Source organism: Nonomuraea terrae, assembly GCF_004348995.1.
Lineage (GTDB): Bacteria > Actinomycetota > Actinomycetes > Streptosporangiales > Streptosporangiaceae > Nonomuraea > Nonomuraea terrae.
Map to the genome: position 1 here is coordinate 1 of NZ_SMKQ01000218.1, position 14,727 is coordinate 14,727.

At 71.4% G+C, this 14,727-nt stretch carries 17 protein-coding genes; 4 read left to right on the plus strand and 13 right to left on the minus strand.

Annotation, left to right across the window (positions count from 1 at the left end; genetic code table 11):
- Positions 1-24: 24 nt before the first annotated feature.
- The 7 genes from mutM to recG all read right to left on the minus strand — a co-directional run bounded on the left by mutM (position 25) and on the right by recG (position 6,275).
- On the minus strand, positions 25-870 hold the full coding sequence (mutM, locus tag E1286_RS39600) for a bifunctional DNA-formamidopyrimidine glycosylase/DNA-(apurinic or apyrimidinic site) lyase (protein ID WP_132621232.1): 846 nt from the start codon (positions 868-870) through the stop codon (positions 25-27).
- 90 nt (positions 871-960) lie between these two features.
- A complete protein-coding gene (rnc, locus tag E1286_RS39605) occupies positions 961-1,680 on the minus strand; it encodes a ribonuclease III (RefSeq protein WP_132621260.1) in 720 nt (239 codons plus the stop codon).
- 215 nt (positions 1,681-1,895) lie between these two features.
- Entirely contained in the window at positions 1,896-2,075 is a 180-nt protein-coding gene (rpmF, locus tag E1286_RS39610) for a 50S ribosomal protein L32 (protein WP_033409409.1), read from the minus strand.
- Position 2,076: 1 nt separating this feature from the next.
- Positions 2,077-2,646, minus strand: coding sequence for a YceD family protein (locus E1286_RS39615; protein WP_425464791.1), 570 nt, complete (start codon positions 2,644-2,646; stop codon positions 2,077-2,079).
- Between the two features lie 53 nt (positions 2,647-2,699).
- Positions 2,700-3,176 (minus strand): pantetheine-phosphate adenylyltransferase, encoded by a 477-nt coding sequence (gene coaD, locus E1286_RS39620; RefSeq protein WP_132621236.1) that lies wholly within the window; start codon positions 3,174-3,176, stop codon positions 2,700-2,702.
- Positions 3,177-3,190: 14 nt separating this feature from the next.
- On the minus strand, positions 3,191-3,757 hold the full coding sequence (rsmD, locus tag E1286_RS39625; protein WP_132621238.1) for a 16S rRNA (guanine(966)-N(2))-methyltransferase RsmD: 567 nt from the start codon (positions 3,755-3,757) through the stop codon (positions 3,191-3,193).
- Between the two features lie 331 nt (positions 3,758-4,088).
- The gene (gene recG / locus E1286_RS39630) at positions 4,089-6,275 is read right to left on the minus strand and encodes an ATP-dependent DNA helicase RecG (RefSeq protein ID WP_132621240.1); all 2,187 of its coding nucleotides are present in this window, start codon (positions 6,273-6,275) and stop codon (positions 4,089-4,091) included.
- 263 nt (positions 6,276-6,538) lie between these two features.
- On the opposite strand from recG, the gene rpmB reads away from it, so the two are divergent.
- Positions 6,539-6,724 carry a 50S ribosomal protein L28 gene (gene rpmB / locus E1286_RS39635; protein ID WP_043618345.1) on the plus strand — a complete coding sequence of 62 codons (186 nt, stop codon included), beginning with the start codon at positions 6,539-6,541 and terminating at the stop codon, positions 6,722-6,724.
- Positions 6,725-6,785: 61 nt separating this feature from the next.
- Here the strand turns inward: rpmB and thiD are convergent, their stop codons facing one another.
- The 3 genes from thiD to E1286_RS39650 form a co-directional block, all read right to left on the minus strand.
- On the minus strand, positions 6,786-7,589 hold the full coding sequence (gene thiD / locus E1286_RS39640) for a bifunctional hydroxymethylpyrimidine kinase/phosphomethylpyrimidine kinase (protein WP_132621242.1): 804 nt from the start codon (positions 7,587-7,589) through the stop codon (positions 6,786-6,788).
- An 8-nt stretch (positions 7,590-7,597) separates the two neighbouring features.
- Complete coding sequence (locus E1286_RS39645; RefSeq protein WP_132621244.1) at positions 7,598-9,214, minus strand: hypothetical protein; 1,617 nt, start codon at positions 9,212-9,214, stop codon at positions 7,598-7,600.
- A gap of 125 nt (positions 9,215-9,339) precedes the next feature.
- On the minus strand, positions 9,340-10,308 hold the full coding sequence (locus tag E1286_RS39650; protein ID WP_132621246.1) for a thiamine-phosphate kinase: 969 nt from the start codon (positions 10,306-10,308) through the stop codon (positions 9,340-9,342).
- 48 nt (positions 10,309-10,356) lie between these two features.
- Here E1286_RS39650 and E1286_RS39655 point away from each other — a divergent pair, with 48 nt between their 5' ends.
- A complete protein-coding gene (locus tag E1286_RS39655; RefSeq protein WP_132621248.1) occupies positions 10,357-10,590 on the plus strand; it encodes an Lrp/AsnC family transcriptional regulator in 234 nt (77 codons plus the stop codon).
- 11 nt (positions 10,591-10,601) lie between these two features.
- Positions 10,602-11,030, plus strand: a complete 429-nt coding sequence (locus tag E1286_RS39660) for a DUF3515 domain-containing protein (RefSeq protein ID WP_132621250.1) — start codon at positions 10,602-10,604, stop codon at positions 11,028-11,030.
- Here E1286_RS39660 and E1286_RS39665 read toward each other — a convergent pair.
- From E1286_RS39665 to E1286_RS39675, 3 genes are all read right to left on the minus strand, one after another.
- Positions 11,013-12,107 carry a D-alanine--D-alanine ligase family protein gene (locus tag E1286_RS39665; RefSeq protein ID WP_132621252.1) on the minus strand — a complete coding sequence of 365 codons (1,095 nt, stop codon included), beginning with the start codon at positions 12,105-12,107 and terminating at the stop codon, positions 11,013-11,015. The two genes, E1286_RS39660 and E1286_RS39665, sit on opposite strands and share 18 nt — an antisense overlap.
- A 79-nt stretch (positions 12,108-12,186) precedes the next feature.
- Positions 12,187-13,197: an NAD(P)H-dependent glycerol-3-phosphate dehydrogenase gene (locus E1286_RS39670; protein WP_132621254.1), complete on the minus strand. Its 1,011-nt coding sequence runs from the start codon at positions 13,195-13,197 to the stop codon at positions 12,187-12,189.
- Positions 13,198-13,201: 4 nt separating this feature from the next.
- On the minus strand, positions 13,202-13,861 hold the full coding sequence (locus tag E1286_RS39675; RefSeq protein WP_246075559.1) for a lysophospholipid acyltransferase family protein: 660 nt from the start codon (positions 13,859-13,861) through the stop codon (positions 13,202-13,204).
- A 130-nt stretch (positions 13,862-13,991) separates the two neighbouring features.
- Between E1286_RS39675 and cofC the strand changes: the two genes are divergently transcribed.
- Entirely contained in the window at positions 13,992-14,639 is a 648-nt protein-coding gene (gene cofC, locus E1286_RS39680; RefSeq protein ID WP_132621258.1) for a 2-phospho-L-lactate guanylyltransferase, read from the plus strand.
- Positions 14,640-14,727: the final 88 nt, after the last annotated feature.

The window sequence follows — 14,727 nt, forward strand, 5'->3', positions numbered from 1 at the left end:
GGGTGGCGGCGGGTCTGGCGGCGCTCAGCGCGGCCGTCGCTGGCATCGCGGGCAGGAGTAGGACGACCGGTTCATGAACGCCTCCCGCATGATCGGCGTGCCGCAGCGGGAGCACGGCAGGTCGCGGCGGCCGTACACCTCCAGCGAGCGCTCGAAGTAGCCGCTCTCGCCGTTGACGTCGACGTACAGGCTGTCGAACGAGGTGCCGCCCTGCTCCAGCGCCGCCCCCATGACCGTGCGCACGGCGGCGACCAGCTCGGCCACCTTCGGCCGGGTGAGCGTCTGCGTCGGGCGCGACCAGTGCAGCCGGGCGATCCACAGGGCCTCGTCGGCGTAGATGTTGCCGACGCCGCTGATCAGCGACTGGTCGAGCAGCGCCCGCTTGATCTCCGTGCGCCTGGCCCTGAGCCTGCGGGTGAACTCGGCCTCGTCGAACGCCGCCTCGAACGGGTCGGGGGCGATGTGGGCGATCGGCGCCGGCACGCCGCCGACCAGCGGGGTGAGCATGACATGGCCGAACGTGCGCTGGTCGACGAACCTCAGGTCGGGGCCGCCGTCGGCGAAACGCAGGCGTACGCGCAGATGTTTCTCCAGCGGCGAGTCCGGGGCGACGACCAGCAGCTGCCCGCTCATCCCCAGGTGGGCGAGCAGCGCCTCGTCGCCGCCCGACAGCGGCAGCCACAGGTATTTGCCCCGGCGCTCGGCGGACAGCACGACGCGGCCCTTGAGCCGGGCGGCGAACTCGTCGGCGCCGGGCAGGTGACGCCTGATCGCGCGGGGGTGCAGCACCTCCGCCTCGGCGATCTCACGGCCGACCACCCATTGCGCGAGGCCGCGCCTGACGACCTCGACCTCCGGCAGTTCCGGCACTACGGACCTCGCCCTCTCACCATGGGTCGCCTCACCATCGGGCAACCCATTTCTCACCGTCAGGCCGGCGCCCGCCGGCCGCGGGGACGGTCAGCCGGCCGGCTGACTCTCGCGCTGCTCGCGGCGGGCCCTGATGCGGGTCCAGGCCGCCTCGGCCGCCTGCTGCTCGGCCTCTTTCTTGCTGCGACCGCTGCCCGAGCCGTAGGACTCGCCGCCGACGCGCACCATGGCCGTGAACGACTTGGCGTGGTCGGGGCCGCTCTCCTCGACGTGGTATTCGGGCACACCGAGCGCCTCGGAGGCGGTGAGCTCCTGCAGCGAGGTCTTCCAGTCGAGCCCGGCGCCCAGCGACGCGGAGCGCACGATGAGCGGGTCGAACAGCAGGTGGACCACGCGGAACGCCTCGTCGAGGCCCTTGTCGACGTAGATCGCGCCGATGAGCGCCTCAAGGGTGTCGGCCAGGATCGACGACTTGTCGCGCCCGCCGGTGCCCTCCTCGCCCCTGCCGAGCCGCATGAACCGGCCCAGCCCGAGCCCCCTGGCCACGTCGGCCAGCGCCCGCATGTTGACCACGGCGGCACGCAGCTTCGCGAGCTGGCCCTCCGGCAGGTCGGGGTGGTTGCGGTAGAGGGTGTCGGTGACCACCAGCCCCAGCACCGAGTCGCCCAGGAACTCCAGGCGCTCGTTGGTGGGCAGGCCGCCGTTCTCGTACGCGTAGGAACGGTGGGTCAGCGCCCGCTCCAGGATGTCGGGGCCGAGCTCGACCGACAGGACCCGCTCCAGCTCGTCTCTGGCGACCTCCACGGCCACCGGCTTAGGACCTGCGCCCACGTGTTTCCTCCTCGGACATCTTCACATGGCGCGTCGGCTGCGAATGATGCCCGAAAACGTGGTGGGCGTCGGGGTAACGCGTAGCCCCGGCGTCCACCACGGCCGCGGGCGAACCGCCGCCGCACGCATCTGAGACGGTAACGCCGACCGAGGCACTTTGGCACCCGGTCGGCATCACGTCAACTGCTGGCGGATCAGGCGGACGGCTCGATGACCTGACGACGGTTGTAGGTGCCGCAGGTGGGGCACGCGATGTGCGGCTGCTTGGGCGACCGGCACTGCGGGCAGCTCACCAGGGCGACGGCAGTCGTCTTCCACTGGGAGCGACGGGCGCGGGTGTTGCTCCGCGACATCTTTCGCTTCGGGACGGCCACGTCACTTCTCCTGATCGTTATCTGTGTCGGTAATCAGACCTTGCAACGACGCCCAGCGGGCGTCGATCTTCTCGTGCCGATGGTCGGCGCCGGCCTCCGCCAGCTTGACTCCGCACTCCACGCAGAGCCCCTCGCAGTCCTCACGGCAGACGGGGCTCAGCGGCAGTGCGAGCACCACCGCGTCGCGGAACGTCGGCTCGAGGTCGAGCAGCTCTCCGTCGAGCAGTGAATCCTCCTCCGAGGCGTCCTCGTCGGAGTAGAAGAACAGCTCCTGCAGGCCGACCTCGATCTCGGAGGAGACCGGGTCGAGGCACCGCGCGCACTCCCCCGCGAGGGGGGCCCGCGCCGTGCCCGAGACGAGCACGCCTTCCATCACCGCTTCGAGCCGGAGATCCAGCTCGACTTCGGCGTCTTTGGGGACGCCGATCATGTCGACGCCGAGTTCCACCGGTGCCGGGAGGACCAGGGACATCTGCCGCATCGTGCCCGGCCGCTTTCCCAGGTCGTGAGTGGAGATCACCCAAGGGGAGCGGGGGTCGAGGTGCTGAGTCATCCTGCTCTCGCTAGGCATGGCGAAAATCTCGCCGTCGTACAAGGCCGAAATCAAAGGATAGCAGGTCGCGGTCAGCCCCTGAGCCGCTCGATGAGCAGCTTGTGGACGAGGTCGGGCACCAGCCCCGAGACGTCGCCGCCGTAGCGGGCGATCTCCTTCACCCGCGAGGAGGACAGGAAAGAGTATTCGGGATTGGTCGGCATGAACAACGTCTCCACGCCCGACAGACGGTAGTTGAGCTGGGCCATCTGGAGCTCGTAGTCGAAATCGCTGACGACCCTGATGCCTTTGACGATGGCCGGAATGTCGTTCTGCCTGCAGAAATCGACGAGAAGGCCGTGGAATTTGCGTACGTTGACGTTCGGGAAGTCCTTGGTGACGGTCCGCAGGACCTCGATCCGTTCATCGACTGTGAACAGACTGCTTTTCTCGACGTTGATGAGGACCGCCACGGTCACCTCGTCATAGAGCCGTGCGGCTCGGCCGATGATGTCGAGGTGGCCATTCGTGATGGGGTCGAACGACCCCGGGCAGACTACGCGGCGCAAGACGCCTCCCAGGTCTACGGGTTCCCGGCGGCGCGACCGTACCAAACGGATGCTTCGCCATAACGACGGACCCTCTCCTCAACGTACCCTTCGGGCCACATCAGGGGCATTCCCCTGCTTTCCCTCTCGAACGCCACCAGGCCCCCGTCAACCAGCCAGCCGTTGTCGCGCAAAAGCGCCAAAGTCGCCGCGACCTCGCTGTCCGCCATCACGTACGGCGGATCGGCGAACACGATGTCGTACGGCTCTTCGGGCTCCTTGCCGAGCACCCGCTCCACCTTGTCGGCCACCAGACGAGCGCCGTCGAGGCCGAGCGACCGGATGTTCTCCTTGATCGTGCGGACGGCCTTGGTGTCGGACTCCACCAGCACGGCTTCGGCCGCGCCCCGCGACAGGGCCTCCAGGCCGATCGCGCCCGATCCGGCGTACAGGTCGAGTACGCGGGCGTCGCGCAGGCCGTACAGGGAGTCGAGCGTCAAGAAGATGCCTTCCCGGGCCCTGTCACTGGTCGGTCTCGTGCCGCGCCCCGGCGGGACGGCCAATCGGCGCCCACCGGCCGCGCCTGCGATGATCCGCGTCATGTGACCCATTGTTCCGCATGGTCACGCAGGTCAAGAGTGGACAAGTGTCTGCCTCGACTGCGCAAGGGTGATTCACATCGGCCGGTGAGCCACGCAAGATGAGTCTGCGGCCTTCGAGATGACCCACGTGAAGGCCGACCGGCGTGATCGTGAGCCCTTCCGCACGCCGGTTCCCTCGGCACCTGACCCGAGGGTGGGCCCAGCCGGGGACGGCATTCGGGGGGAGGCCGTCCCCGCGGCTGGGTTCGTCTTTTCGATCAGCTCTCCGCCGGCTCTCCGGCGCCCTCGCCTCAAGCGCTCCCAGGCCCCGCGCCCTCGCCTCAAGCCGCTTTCAGGTCTTCTCCAGGTATTCGGCGCGCTCGTCGGCCAGCAGCCGGTCGATCTCGGCGCGCAGCGCGTCGTGCGCCCGCAGCTCGGGATCGCTCTCCAGCAGCCTCGCCGCCTCCTCGCGGGCCGTGGCGATCACCTCTTCGTCGCGCAGCAGCTGCAGCAGCTTCAGCGACGACCGCTTGCCCGACTGCGCCGCCCCCAGCACGTCGCCCTCGCGCCGCTGCTCCAGGTCGACCCGCGACAGCTCGAACCCGTCGAGGGTGGCCGCCACCGCGTCGAGCCGGGCGCGGGCCGGGGTGCCCTCGGGAAAGTCGCTGACCAGCAGGCACAGGCCCGGCAGCCCGCCCCGGCCGACGCGGCCACGGAGCTGGTGGAGCTGGGAGACGCCGAAGCGGTCGGCGTCCATGATGATCATGACGGAGGAGTTGGGCACGTCGACCCCGACCTCGATGACCGTGGTGGCCACCAGCACGTCGATCTCACCCCGCGTGAACGCCCGCATGACGGCGTCCTTCTCCTCGGGCGGCAGCTTGCCGTGCAGCGTGCCCATGCGCAGGTCGTGGAAGGGGCCCTGGGCGAGCAGGTCGGCCACGTCGAGGACGGCGAGCGGCGGCCGTCGCTCGTCGCCGGAGGCGCCCGCTTCCGCGACCTGCAGGTCGCCCTCGTCGCCCTCCAGGTCGCCGATGCGCGGGCACACGATGTACGCCTGACGGCCCAGCGCCACCTCCTCGCGCACCCGCTGCCACGTGCGCTCCAGGTAGTGCGGCTTCTCGGCGGCCGGGACGACGTGGGTCGTGATGGGCGCCCGGCCCGACGGCAGCTGCGACAGCGTCGAGACCTCCAGGTCGCCGAAGACGGTCATCGCGACCGTGCGCGGGATCGGGGTGGCCGTCATGACGAGGACGTGGGGACGGGACTGACCGGCCTTCTCGCGCAGGGCGTCACGCTGCTCGACGCCGAAGCGGTGCTGCTCGTCGACCACGACCAGCCCCAGATCGGCGAACTGGACGTGCTCCTGCAGCAGGGCGTGGGTGCCGACGACGATGCCGGCCGTACCGGAGGCCACGTCGAGCAGGGCCGCGCGGCGGGCGGCGGCGCCCATCGAGCCGGTCAGCAGCGTGACCGCGGTGCCGCCGAACATCCCGCCCTGCGCCAGGTCTCCGAGCATGGCGCCGATCGAGCGGTGGTGCTGCTGGGCCAGCACCTCGGTGGGGGCGAGCAGCGCGGCCTGCCCCCCTGCGTCGACCACCTGGAGCATCGCGCGCAGCGCCACCACGGTCTTGCCCGCGCCGACCTCGCCCTGCAGCAGGCGGTGCATCGGGTGTTCGAGCGCCAGGTCGGCGGCGATCTCCTCGCCGACCGCGGCCTGCCCCTCGGTGAGCGCGAACGGCAGCCGCTCGTCGAAGTCGGAGAGCATGCCGTCGGAGCGCCTCGGTCGCGGCTTGGCCGGCCAGGCGGTCGCGGCCTGGCGCCGCTGCAGCAGCACGGACTGCAGCACGAACGCCTCGTCGAACTTCAGCCGCTTGCGCGCCCGGCCCACCTCGGCGAAGTCCTTCGGCCGGTGGATGGCGACCAGCGCCTCGCCCAGATCCTGCAGGCCGTGACGGGCCCGCAGGGCGGCGGGCAGCGGGTCGTCGAGCGGCCCGAGTGTGTCGAGGACCACACCGACAGCGCGCCTGATCGCCCACGGCGTCAGGTCTTTGCCGGCCGGGTAGATCGGCACCGGCGCCGCCGCGAACTCCTCGGCGCTCGCCTCGCTCTCCTCGAACAGCTCGAACTCCGGGTGGGCGAGCTGCCAGCGGGGCTTGCCGCGCGAGCCGAACAGCCCGACCTTGCCGGCGAACATGCCGCGCCGGCCCGGCTTGAGCCGCGACTCGGCCGCGTGGGAGCCCTTGCCGAAGAACGCCAGGTAGAGCCGGTTGCCGTTGCCGTCGACGACCTCGGCCTCCAGCCAGGTGCCGCCGCGGTTGCGCATGGGCTTGCGCATCAGCCTGCTGACCTCGCCGACCACGGTGACGTGCTCGTCGACCTCCAGCGCGTCGAGCGTGGTCAGCTCGCCGCGCTCGGCGTAGCGGCGCGGGTAGTGGCGCAGCAGGTCGCCGACCGTCTCCAGGTCGAGCACGCTGTGCAGCAGCTTGGCGGTCTTCGGGTCGAGCGCCTTCGTCAGAGGCTCGTCGAAACGGCTCACGGCATTTAGTTCTACCGCCTGCGGCCGACAGGAATCCTCGATGACGCCGCCGGGGCGTCGCCGGGCGAGGCGTCCAGGACTCCCCGGATGCGCTAGCGTTGCCGCTGGAGAATACCGACGTCCTGGTCCGGTCCAGATGCTCTGGTTCGCGTCCACAGGTGTGGATCGGATATTCTCGTCTGGCTGGCCGGTTGTCCCGGCATGCCCTCCGCCCGGAAACATCAGCGGACAGGGCTACATCGACTGTTTTAAGGAGCGATACCGTGGCTTCCGTCTGCGATGTCTGCCGCAAGGGGCCGACGTTCGGCAACAACGTGTCCCACTCCCACCGCCGCACCCGCCGTCGTTGGAACCCCAACATTCAGACGGTTCGTGCGGTCGTCGGTGGCACGCCGAAGAAGCTGAACGTGTGCACGTCGTGCATCAAGGCGGGCAAGGTCACCCGCTAAATTCCACGTCCGCGAAAGCCCGCCACTCCTGGGGAGCGGCGGGCTTTCGCCGTGTCCGGGGTCAGCGCCAGCGCCAGGCGTGGTCCACGGGGCCGATGCCGGAGCCGAGGGGGAAGCCGCGGGCGATGGCGCCCGTCACGTACTCCTTGGCCGCGCCCACCGCTGCCGGCACGTCGTCGCCCAGGGCGAGGCGGGAGGCGATGGCCGAGGCGAGCGTGCAGCCCGTGCCGTGGGTGTGGCGGTTGTCCAGGCGCTCGGCGGTGAAGCGGTATTCGTCGGTGCCGTCGGTGAGCAGGTCCACCGGCGCTCCCGGCAGGTGGCCGCCCTTGATCAGCGCCCAGGTGGGGCCGAGCTCCAGGACGGCGTCCGCGGCCCTCCTGAGCCCGCTCTCGTCCTCCACCTTCACGGAGGTGAGCTGCTCCACCTCCCACAGGTTCGGGGTCACCACGGTGGCCACGGGCAGCAGCCTGGTCCGCATCGTCTCGACGGCCTCGGGTGCGAGCAGCGAGTCGCCGTGCTTGGAGACCCCGACGGGGTCCACGACGAGCGGTGCGGCGTACCGGCCGAGCACCCGCGCCACCGTCTCCACCAGCACGGGCGAGGCCAGCATGCCGGTCTTCACCGCCTGCGCCCCGATGTCGCCGAGCACGGAGTCGAGCTGAGCCTGTACGGCCTCGGGCGGCAGCTCCCAATAGCCCTGGACGCCGAGTGAGTTCTGGGCCGTCACCGCGGCGATGACGCTCATGCCGTGGACGCCCATGGCGAGCATCGTCTTCAGATCGGCCTGGATGCCCGCGCCGCCGCCGGAGTCGGAGCCGGCGACGGTCAGCACACGTGGAGGGGTCAAAACCGTCATGTCCCCCATCCAACCATTCAGGTGACGACGCACTCCCCGGTGACGAGCCCGCAGTTCTGCGCCTTGGTGCCCTTGCCGAGCGCCGTGAACGACACGTCCACCGACTGCCCGGCCGGCAGCGGGGTCTCCACGTCGAGGATCAGCAGGTCACCGTCCTGCGTCCAGTCGGCGCCGTCCACGTCCACGACCCTGCCGTTCACCGGCATGGAGACCGTGGCGCTCTGCAGCGTCCTCGCGGAGGTGTTCGAGACCGTCAGCTCGGCCTTGTACGAGGCCGGGCGCTGGCTGATGGACTGCTCGACGTCGACGGAGCCGCCGGGCGCCAGCTGCTGAGGCTGCCGTGGCTGTTGTTGTGACTGCTGGGGTTGCGGCAGGTCCGGCGTTCCCGTGTCGGCGGGCGTAGGCGCGCGCTCGGTTCTCGGAAGCGTGTCGGTGACGGCGTCGTCCAGCACGGAGACCTCCTGCCTCGGCGTCTCCGGCGTCTCCTCCACCTCCTCGACCGGCACGTCGGGGGGCGGCTCGTCCTGCGTGGCGCCCGACGGGCTCTGGGCCTTCGTCCTCGTGGGCGCGGCCGAGGCCGTGCGGCGCGGAGGGCTGACGTTCGAGCCGGCGGTCGGCGTGGGGGTCTCGGGCGCGGCGGACTCCTCGTCCTGCACGGGCTCCTCGTCCGGCACCGTCTCGGACTCCTCCTCTACCGGGCCGGCGACCTCGGGAGCCGGCTGCCCGGCGGATTCCTGCACGGCCGCGCAGGACGTGCCCTCACACGCGGCCGGGTCGCCGGGCGAGCTGATGAACGAGACGCCCGCCACGGTGCCGCCCAGCACGACGGCGACGGCGGCCACGGACAGCAGCGCCATCCGGCCCTTGCCGGCGCCCTCCGGGGCGGCCAGCACGTCGTCGTCGCCGCGTTTGCGGCGGCCGCGGCGGCTCCTGGGCTCGTCGTGGCCGGAGTCTCCCGACCAGCCGGAGTCGAGGAAGCCGGTCTCGGCGTTCGCCCAGGCCGGGGCCGGCGCGGGCGTCGGCGAGCCGGCCACCTTGACGTCGCCGGGCTCGGGCGGCCCGGCGTACGGCGCGTCGAACCTGGCCGTACCGTCGCCTTGCTCGGGTGGCGCGTCGAACCTGGCGGTGCGGTCGCCGTCGAACGTGTCCCTCCCGTCAGCGCCGCCGCCGAAGACGGCCGTCCGGTCGGCGGACACGGGGAAGAAGTCCCCGGTGTCCGGCCCGTCGAAAGACCTGTCGAAGGGGCCCGTGGACGGGCCGGGACGGTCGGGCGGACCGGAGGGCTGGTTCTGCGGCGCGTCCCACTCCGGCGGACGGGCGAAGGCGCCGGTCGTCTCGAAAGGCCCGGCCCCCTCCGGCACTCCCGGAGGGAAGCCTCCCGCGCCGCCGGCCGGAGGGAAGGCGGGATCACCGGGCAGCGCGAAGGCGCCGGTGGTCTCGTACGGCTCCGACTGCGGCGGGGGCTGCGGCGCGTCGGCGCGCCGGGGCATGGGGGCCCACTGGCCCGTCACCTCGGGCTGGTCCGGCAACGACGGCCAACCCGGCGGCTCGGCCTGCTCGTCAGGACCCCAGAATGCGCTCTTCCCCCACTCGTCCCCGTCGTCGGATCCACCTCTGCCGTGACGGCGGCCCATGGTTGCCCTTTCTTCCGGTTACCGTGGCCGCCAATCTTCATAACACCTTTACTACGCCGCTGTCACAATAATCCCGGCAGTGCTACCCCAAATCGGGAAATTATCACTCAAATCGGGATAACAAATCACTGAAAGTGATCCCACCCGCGCCGCCCGATCTCCCGGCCGCGCACCACGACACCCTCGCCCTCGCTCACCCGCCCCACGACCCGCCACGCCGCGGGAAGACGCACGTCGGCGGGGAACACCGCGGCCAGCGCGTGGTCCTCGCCTCCGGTGAGCACCCACTCCAGCGGATCGGCCCCGAGTTCCTTGGCCGCCGCCGCCACCGGCTCCGCCACGGCGAACGCCTCAGGATCGAGCTCGACCCGCACCCCGCTGGCCTCGGCGACGTGGCCGAGGTCCTGCAGCAGCCCGTCGCTGACGTCCAGCATCGCCGTGGCGCCCAGCTCGGCCGCCACGGGCCCCATCGCGTACGGAGGGCAGGGCCTGCGGTGGCCCGCCACGGCCTCCCTCAGCGCGGGGCCGTCGGCCGGGACGCCCGCCTCCAGCAGGGCCCACCCGGCGGCGGCGTATCCCAGCCGCCCCGCGACCGCCACCACCTGGCCGGGCCGCGCGCCCGACCGCCGCACCGGAGCGCGCCCGTTCAGGTCGCCCAGGGCGGTCACCCCGAGGACCACCAGGTCACAGCGGGTCACGTCGCCACCGGCCACGCTCGCGCCCACCGTCGCGCACTCGTCACGGAACCCGTCGGTCAGCGCGTCGAGCCAGTCGAGGGGCAGGTCGGCCGGAATGCCGAGCCCCACCACGATGGACGTCGGCGTCGCGCCCATGGCGGCCACGTCGGCGAGGTTCTGAGCGGCGGCCTTGCGGCCCACGTCGTACCCGCCGGACCAGTCGCGGCGGAAGTGCCTGCCCTCCAGCAGCAGGTCCGTCGAGACGACCACACGCCCGTCGGGCGCGCTCATGACGGCGGCGTCGTCTCCGGGGCCGAGGATTACCGCCGCTCCCTGGGGCAGACGTGCGGTAATACGATTTACCACACCGAATTCGCCGAGATCTCCGACTGTGATGGCGCACCTCCTGACGCACACAGGGTACGGTGGCCCTTCGGCGTGATCCAATCGCCCGGGGAGGACGTGATGGTGCAGGCCTACATCCTTATCCAGACCGAGGTCGGCAAGGCTGCCGCCGTGGCCCAGGAGATCGCCGGGATCCCCGGAGTGACCCAGGCCGAGGACGTGACGGGGCCCTACGACGTGATCGTGCGCGCTGAGGCCAACAACGTCGACGAGCTCGGCAAACTCGTCGTCGCCCAGATCCAGGCCGTGCAGGGCATCACACGTACTCTTACGTGTCCGATCGTTCACATTTGAGGGTCGTTCGCATGCGTGCCGCAGCCGCGCTGCTCATGCTCTTGACCCTCGCCGGTTGCGGCACCGTACGCGTGGAGCCGCCCGTCCCGCAGGGCGAGGCGGTGGCGGCCTGCGCCAAGCTCGCCACTTTGCTGCCCGAGACGCTCGACGGCGACGAGCGAAGCCCCTCGGAGCCCGAGTCGCCGTACGTCGCCGTCTGGGGCTCCGGCGCCATCGCGCTGCGCTGCGGCGTGCCCCGCCCGGTCAGGATGGCGCCCACCGACCAGCTCCAGGAGATCGGCGGCGTGGGCTGGTTCGCCGATCCCGACAGGCCCACGTTGTTCACCGCCGTGACCGATCCGGCCTACATCGAGGTCACGGTCGGCGGCGAGCACGTGGCCGCGGAGGTGCTGGCCGACCTGTCGAAGCCGATCGCCCAGGTCTCAGCGCAGCCCGGGTGAGCGCGACAGGGCGAGCTGGACGAGCCGGTCGACCAGCGCCGGGTACGACAGCCCGGAGGCCGCCCACAGCTGCGGCGCCACCGACAGCGACGTGAAGCCGGGCATCGTGTTGATCTCGTTGAGGATCAGCCTGCCGTCGGGCGTGTAGAAGAAGTCGACCCGCGCGAGCCCCTCGCACTCCAGGGCCTCGAACGCCCGCACGGCCATCGCCCGCAGCTCCTCGCCGGTCTCCTGCGGGATGTCGGCGGGCACGGTGAGCGACATCTGGTCGGGGTAGTACTTCGCCTCGAAGTCGAAGAACTCCTGGCCGCCCTCGACCCGCACCTCGCCGGGCAGCGACGCGGCGGCCGGCTCGTCGCCGAGCGACTGCAGCACCGCGCACTCGATCTCGCGGCCGGCGATGGCGGCCTCGATGAGCACCTTGGGGTCGTGTCGACGGGCGAACTCCACGGCCTCCTCCAGGCTCGCCCGGTCGTGGGCCTTGGAGATGCCCTGCGACGAGCCCGCCCTGGCCGGCTTGACGAACACCGGGTAGCCGAGCTGCTCGGCCTCCTTGAGCACGCACTCGCGGTTGAGCCGCCAGTCGCGGTCGCGGACGACGACGTAAGCGCCCGTCGGCAGCCCGGCGGCGGCCAGCACGGTCTTCATGTACGCCTTGTCCATGCCCACGGCGCTGGCCAGCACGCCGGAGCCGACATACCGCACGCCGGCCATCTCGAGCAAGCCCTGGATCGTGCCGTCCTCGGCGAACGGCCCGTGCATCACGGGGAAGACCACGTCGACGGAGCCGAGCTCCACGGGGATGCTGCCGGGGTCGTAGGCCACCAGCGAGCTGCCGTCCGTGGGGAGCGCCAGCGCCGCGCCGCTGGTGTCGACGGCGGGGAGCTCACCGCCCTCGATGGCGTACCGCTGGTCGGAAGCGGCCAGCACCCACCTGCCGTCCTGGGCGATCCCGATGGGGATCACCTCGTACTTGGTCCTGTCGATCGCGTCCAGCACGCTGCCCGCACCCATCAGGGACACGGCGTGCTCGGAATTGCGACCCCCGAAAACGACGGCGACACGTGGCTTGCTCATGGTGTCCGAATCTACCGGGACGGCCCTGGCACGGCGAGACGAGCACGCCGTATTGCGATATTTCCGCAGGCAGAGCGGGTCAGACACCGTACCTCTCGGGTTTCGGCGAGCGGGACATGAGCAGCATGCCGGCCTCGGACGGCGACATGCCGTCGTGGACCACCCCGACGACGACCTCGGTGATCGGCATCTCGACGTCGTGTTTCCTGGCCAGCTCCAGCACCGACTCGCAGGACTTCACTCCCTCGGCGGTCTGCTTGGTGGCCGCGACGACCTCGTCGAACGTCATGCCCCTGCCGAGGTTCTCCCCGAACGTACGGTTGCGCGACAGCGGTGACGTGCACGTCGCCACGAGGTCGCCCATGCCGGCCAGGCCCGCGAACGTGTGGGGGTCGGCCCCGAGCGCCGCACCCAGCCGGGAGATCTCGGCCAGGCCCCTGGTGATGAGCATGGCGCTGACGTTGTCGCCCATGCCCATACCCGCCGAGACGCCCACGGCCAGCGCGATCACGTTCTTCACCGCGCCGCCCAGCTCGACCCCGACGACGTCGGGATTGGTGTACGGGCGGAACCACGGCGGCAGGTGGCAGATGGCCTGGAAACGTTCGGCGACCGCGATGTCGGTGCAGGCGACCACGGTGGCGGCCGGCTGGCGGTGGGCGAGCTCCTGGGCCAGGTTGGGCCCGGAGACGACCGCGACCCGCTCCTCGGGCACCTCGGCGACCTCGCGGATCACCTCGCTCATACGCTTGGTCGTGCCGAGCTCGATGCCCTTCATCAGGCTGACCAGCACGGCCTTCGGCGGGATGTACGGCCGCCAGGCCGCCAGGTTGGGTCGCAGCCGCTGCGACGGCACGGCCAGCACCACGAAGTCCGCTCCGGCGAGCGCCCGCTCGGGGTCGGTCGTGGCCCGCAGCGTGGGCGGCAGCGGCACACCGGGCAGGTAGTCGGGGTTGGCGTGGTCGCGGTCGATCACCTCGACCAGCTCGCGCCTGCGGCCCCAGAGCGTGACCTCGTTGCCGGCCTCCGCCAGGATCATCGCGAACGTGGTGCCCCACGAGCCCGTTCCGAACACGGCCACCTTCGTCATGCCATCACCGTCCGGCGGGGTCGTAGGGAGTCTCGGGAGCCTTCTCGCCCCGCAGCTCCGCCAGCTGCGTGGTGACCGCCGCCATGATGTCGGCCGTCGCCGCGCGCAGCACGTCTGCGTGCGGCGGCTGCCCCGCGTACTTCGACAGGTCGACCGGCTGCCCCACCGACACCCGGAAGGTCTTGCGCGGGAACAGCCTCGGCCTCTTCTCACCGTACGGCAGCAGTTCGTGTGCTCCCCAATGAGCCACCGGGATGACCTGTGTGCCGCTCTCCAGCGCCAGCCGGGCCGCGCCGGTCTTGCCCACCATGGGCCACAGGCCGGGATCGCGGGTGCAGGTGCCCTCCGGGTAGAACAGGATCGCGCAGCCGTCGGCGAGCCGCTCGGAGGAGATGCGCAGCGACCTGGCCGCCTCGGCGCTGCCCCGGTCGACCGGGATGGCGAGCAGGCTGCTCACGGCCTTGCCCAGGAGCGGCACCTTGAACAGCGCCGACTTGGCCAGGATCACCGGCCAGCGGCCGTGGTTGTACAGGAAGTGCGACAGCAGCACCGGATCGGTCCACGACAGGTGGTTGGCGGCGATGATGACGCCGCCGGTGCGCGGGATGCGCTCGCCGTGTCGCCAGTCTTTCTTGACCAGGAGCCAGGACAGGGGCTTCACCACAACGACTGCCAGGGTTTCCCAGAAACGCGACGGTCTCGTGGGGCGGCTCATGGTCTCCTCCAACACGTACGGGATGCGCCCCAAGTCTCCCGGTTGGCCGGAGGAGATGTCGAGGCGGGATGCTTACCCTATGAGCATCCGCTGGTCCCTGGTCATTCCGGTGAAGACGCTGGTCGCGGCGAAGACCCGGCTGGCCGCCGCGACGGGGCCCCACCGCACGCGGCTGGCCGTGGCCGTGGCCTGCGACACCGTGGCCGCGGCGCTCTCGTGCCCGCTGGTCGCCCGGGTGGTCGTGGTGACGGCCGATCCCGCCGCCGCCGGGCCGCTGGCCGCGCTGGGGGCCGACGTCGTGCCCGACCCCGACCGCGGGCTCAACACCGCGCTGCGCACGGGCGCCGCCCATGCCGTACGCCTGGCGCCGGGCGACGCGGTGGGCGCGCTGCAGGCCGACCTGCCCGCCCTGCGGCCGGCCGAGCTGGGGCGCGCGCTGGAGGCGGCGGCGGAGTTCGACCAGTCGTTCGTGCCGGACGCGCTCGACGTCGGCACGACGTTCTACGGGGTGCTGCCCGGCCGGCCGTTCACGCCGCGCTTCGGCGGGGAGTCGCGGGCCAAGCACCTGGCCGTGGGCGCCAAGGAGTTGTGCGTGCCGGGCATCGACTCGGTCAGGCGCGACGTCGACACCCCCGACGACCTGCGCGCGGCGATCCGCCTCGGGCTCGGCAAGCACACCGCGGCGATCGTCGCCGACCTGTGGCCGGTCACGCCGCCACCCGCCTGATGCCGGGGGCGGTGACGATCGCGAGGTACGACAGCCCGAGCAGGGCGACCCCGGCCGCGAAGACCCCCTGGCCGCCGAGCCACTCCCC

Bases quoted from the DNA above. Each gene is read 5' to 3' on its own strand.
- E1286_RS39670 (WP_132621254.1), bottom strand. From the start codon at position 13,197: ATGACGAAGGTGGCCGTGTTCGGAACGGGCTCGTGGGGCACCACGTTC.
- E1286_RS39645 (WP_132621244.1), bottom strand. From the start codon at position 9,214: ATGGGCCGCCGTCACGGCAGAGGTGGATCCGACGACGGGGACGAGTGG.
- E1286_RS39655 (WP_132621248.1), top strand. From the start codon at position 10,357: ATGGTGCAGGCCTACATCCTTATCCAGACCGAGGTCGGCAAGGCTGCC.
- E1286_RS39665 (WP_132621252.1), bottom strand. From the start codon at position 12,107: ATGAGCAAGCCACGTGTCGCCGTCGTTTTCGGGGGTCGCAATTCCGAG.
- E1286_RS39660 (WP_132621250.1), top strand. From the start codon at position 10,602: ATGCGTGCCGCAGCCGCGCTGCTCATGCTCTTGACCCTCGCCGGTTGC.
- rsmD (WP_132621238.1), bottom strand. From the start codon at position 3,757: ATGACGCGGATCATCGCAGGCGCGGCCGGTGGGCGCCGATTGGCCGTC.
- thiD (WP_132621242.1), bottom strand. From the start codon at position 7,589: ATGGGGGACATGACGGTTTTGACCCCTCCACGTGTGCTGACCGTCGCC.
- cofC (WP_132621258.1), top strand. From the start codon at position 13,992: ATGAGCATCCGCTGGTCCCTGGTCATTCCGGTGAAGACGCTGGTCGCG.
- E1286_RS39615 (WP_425464791.1), bottom strand. From the start codon at position 2,646: ATGCCTAGCGAGAGCAGGATGACTCAGCACCTCGACCCCCGCTCCCCT.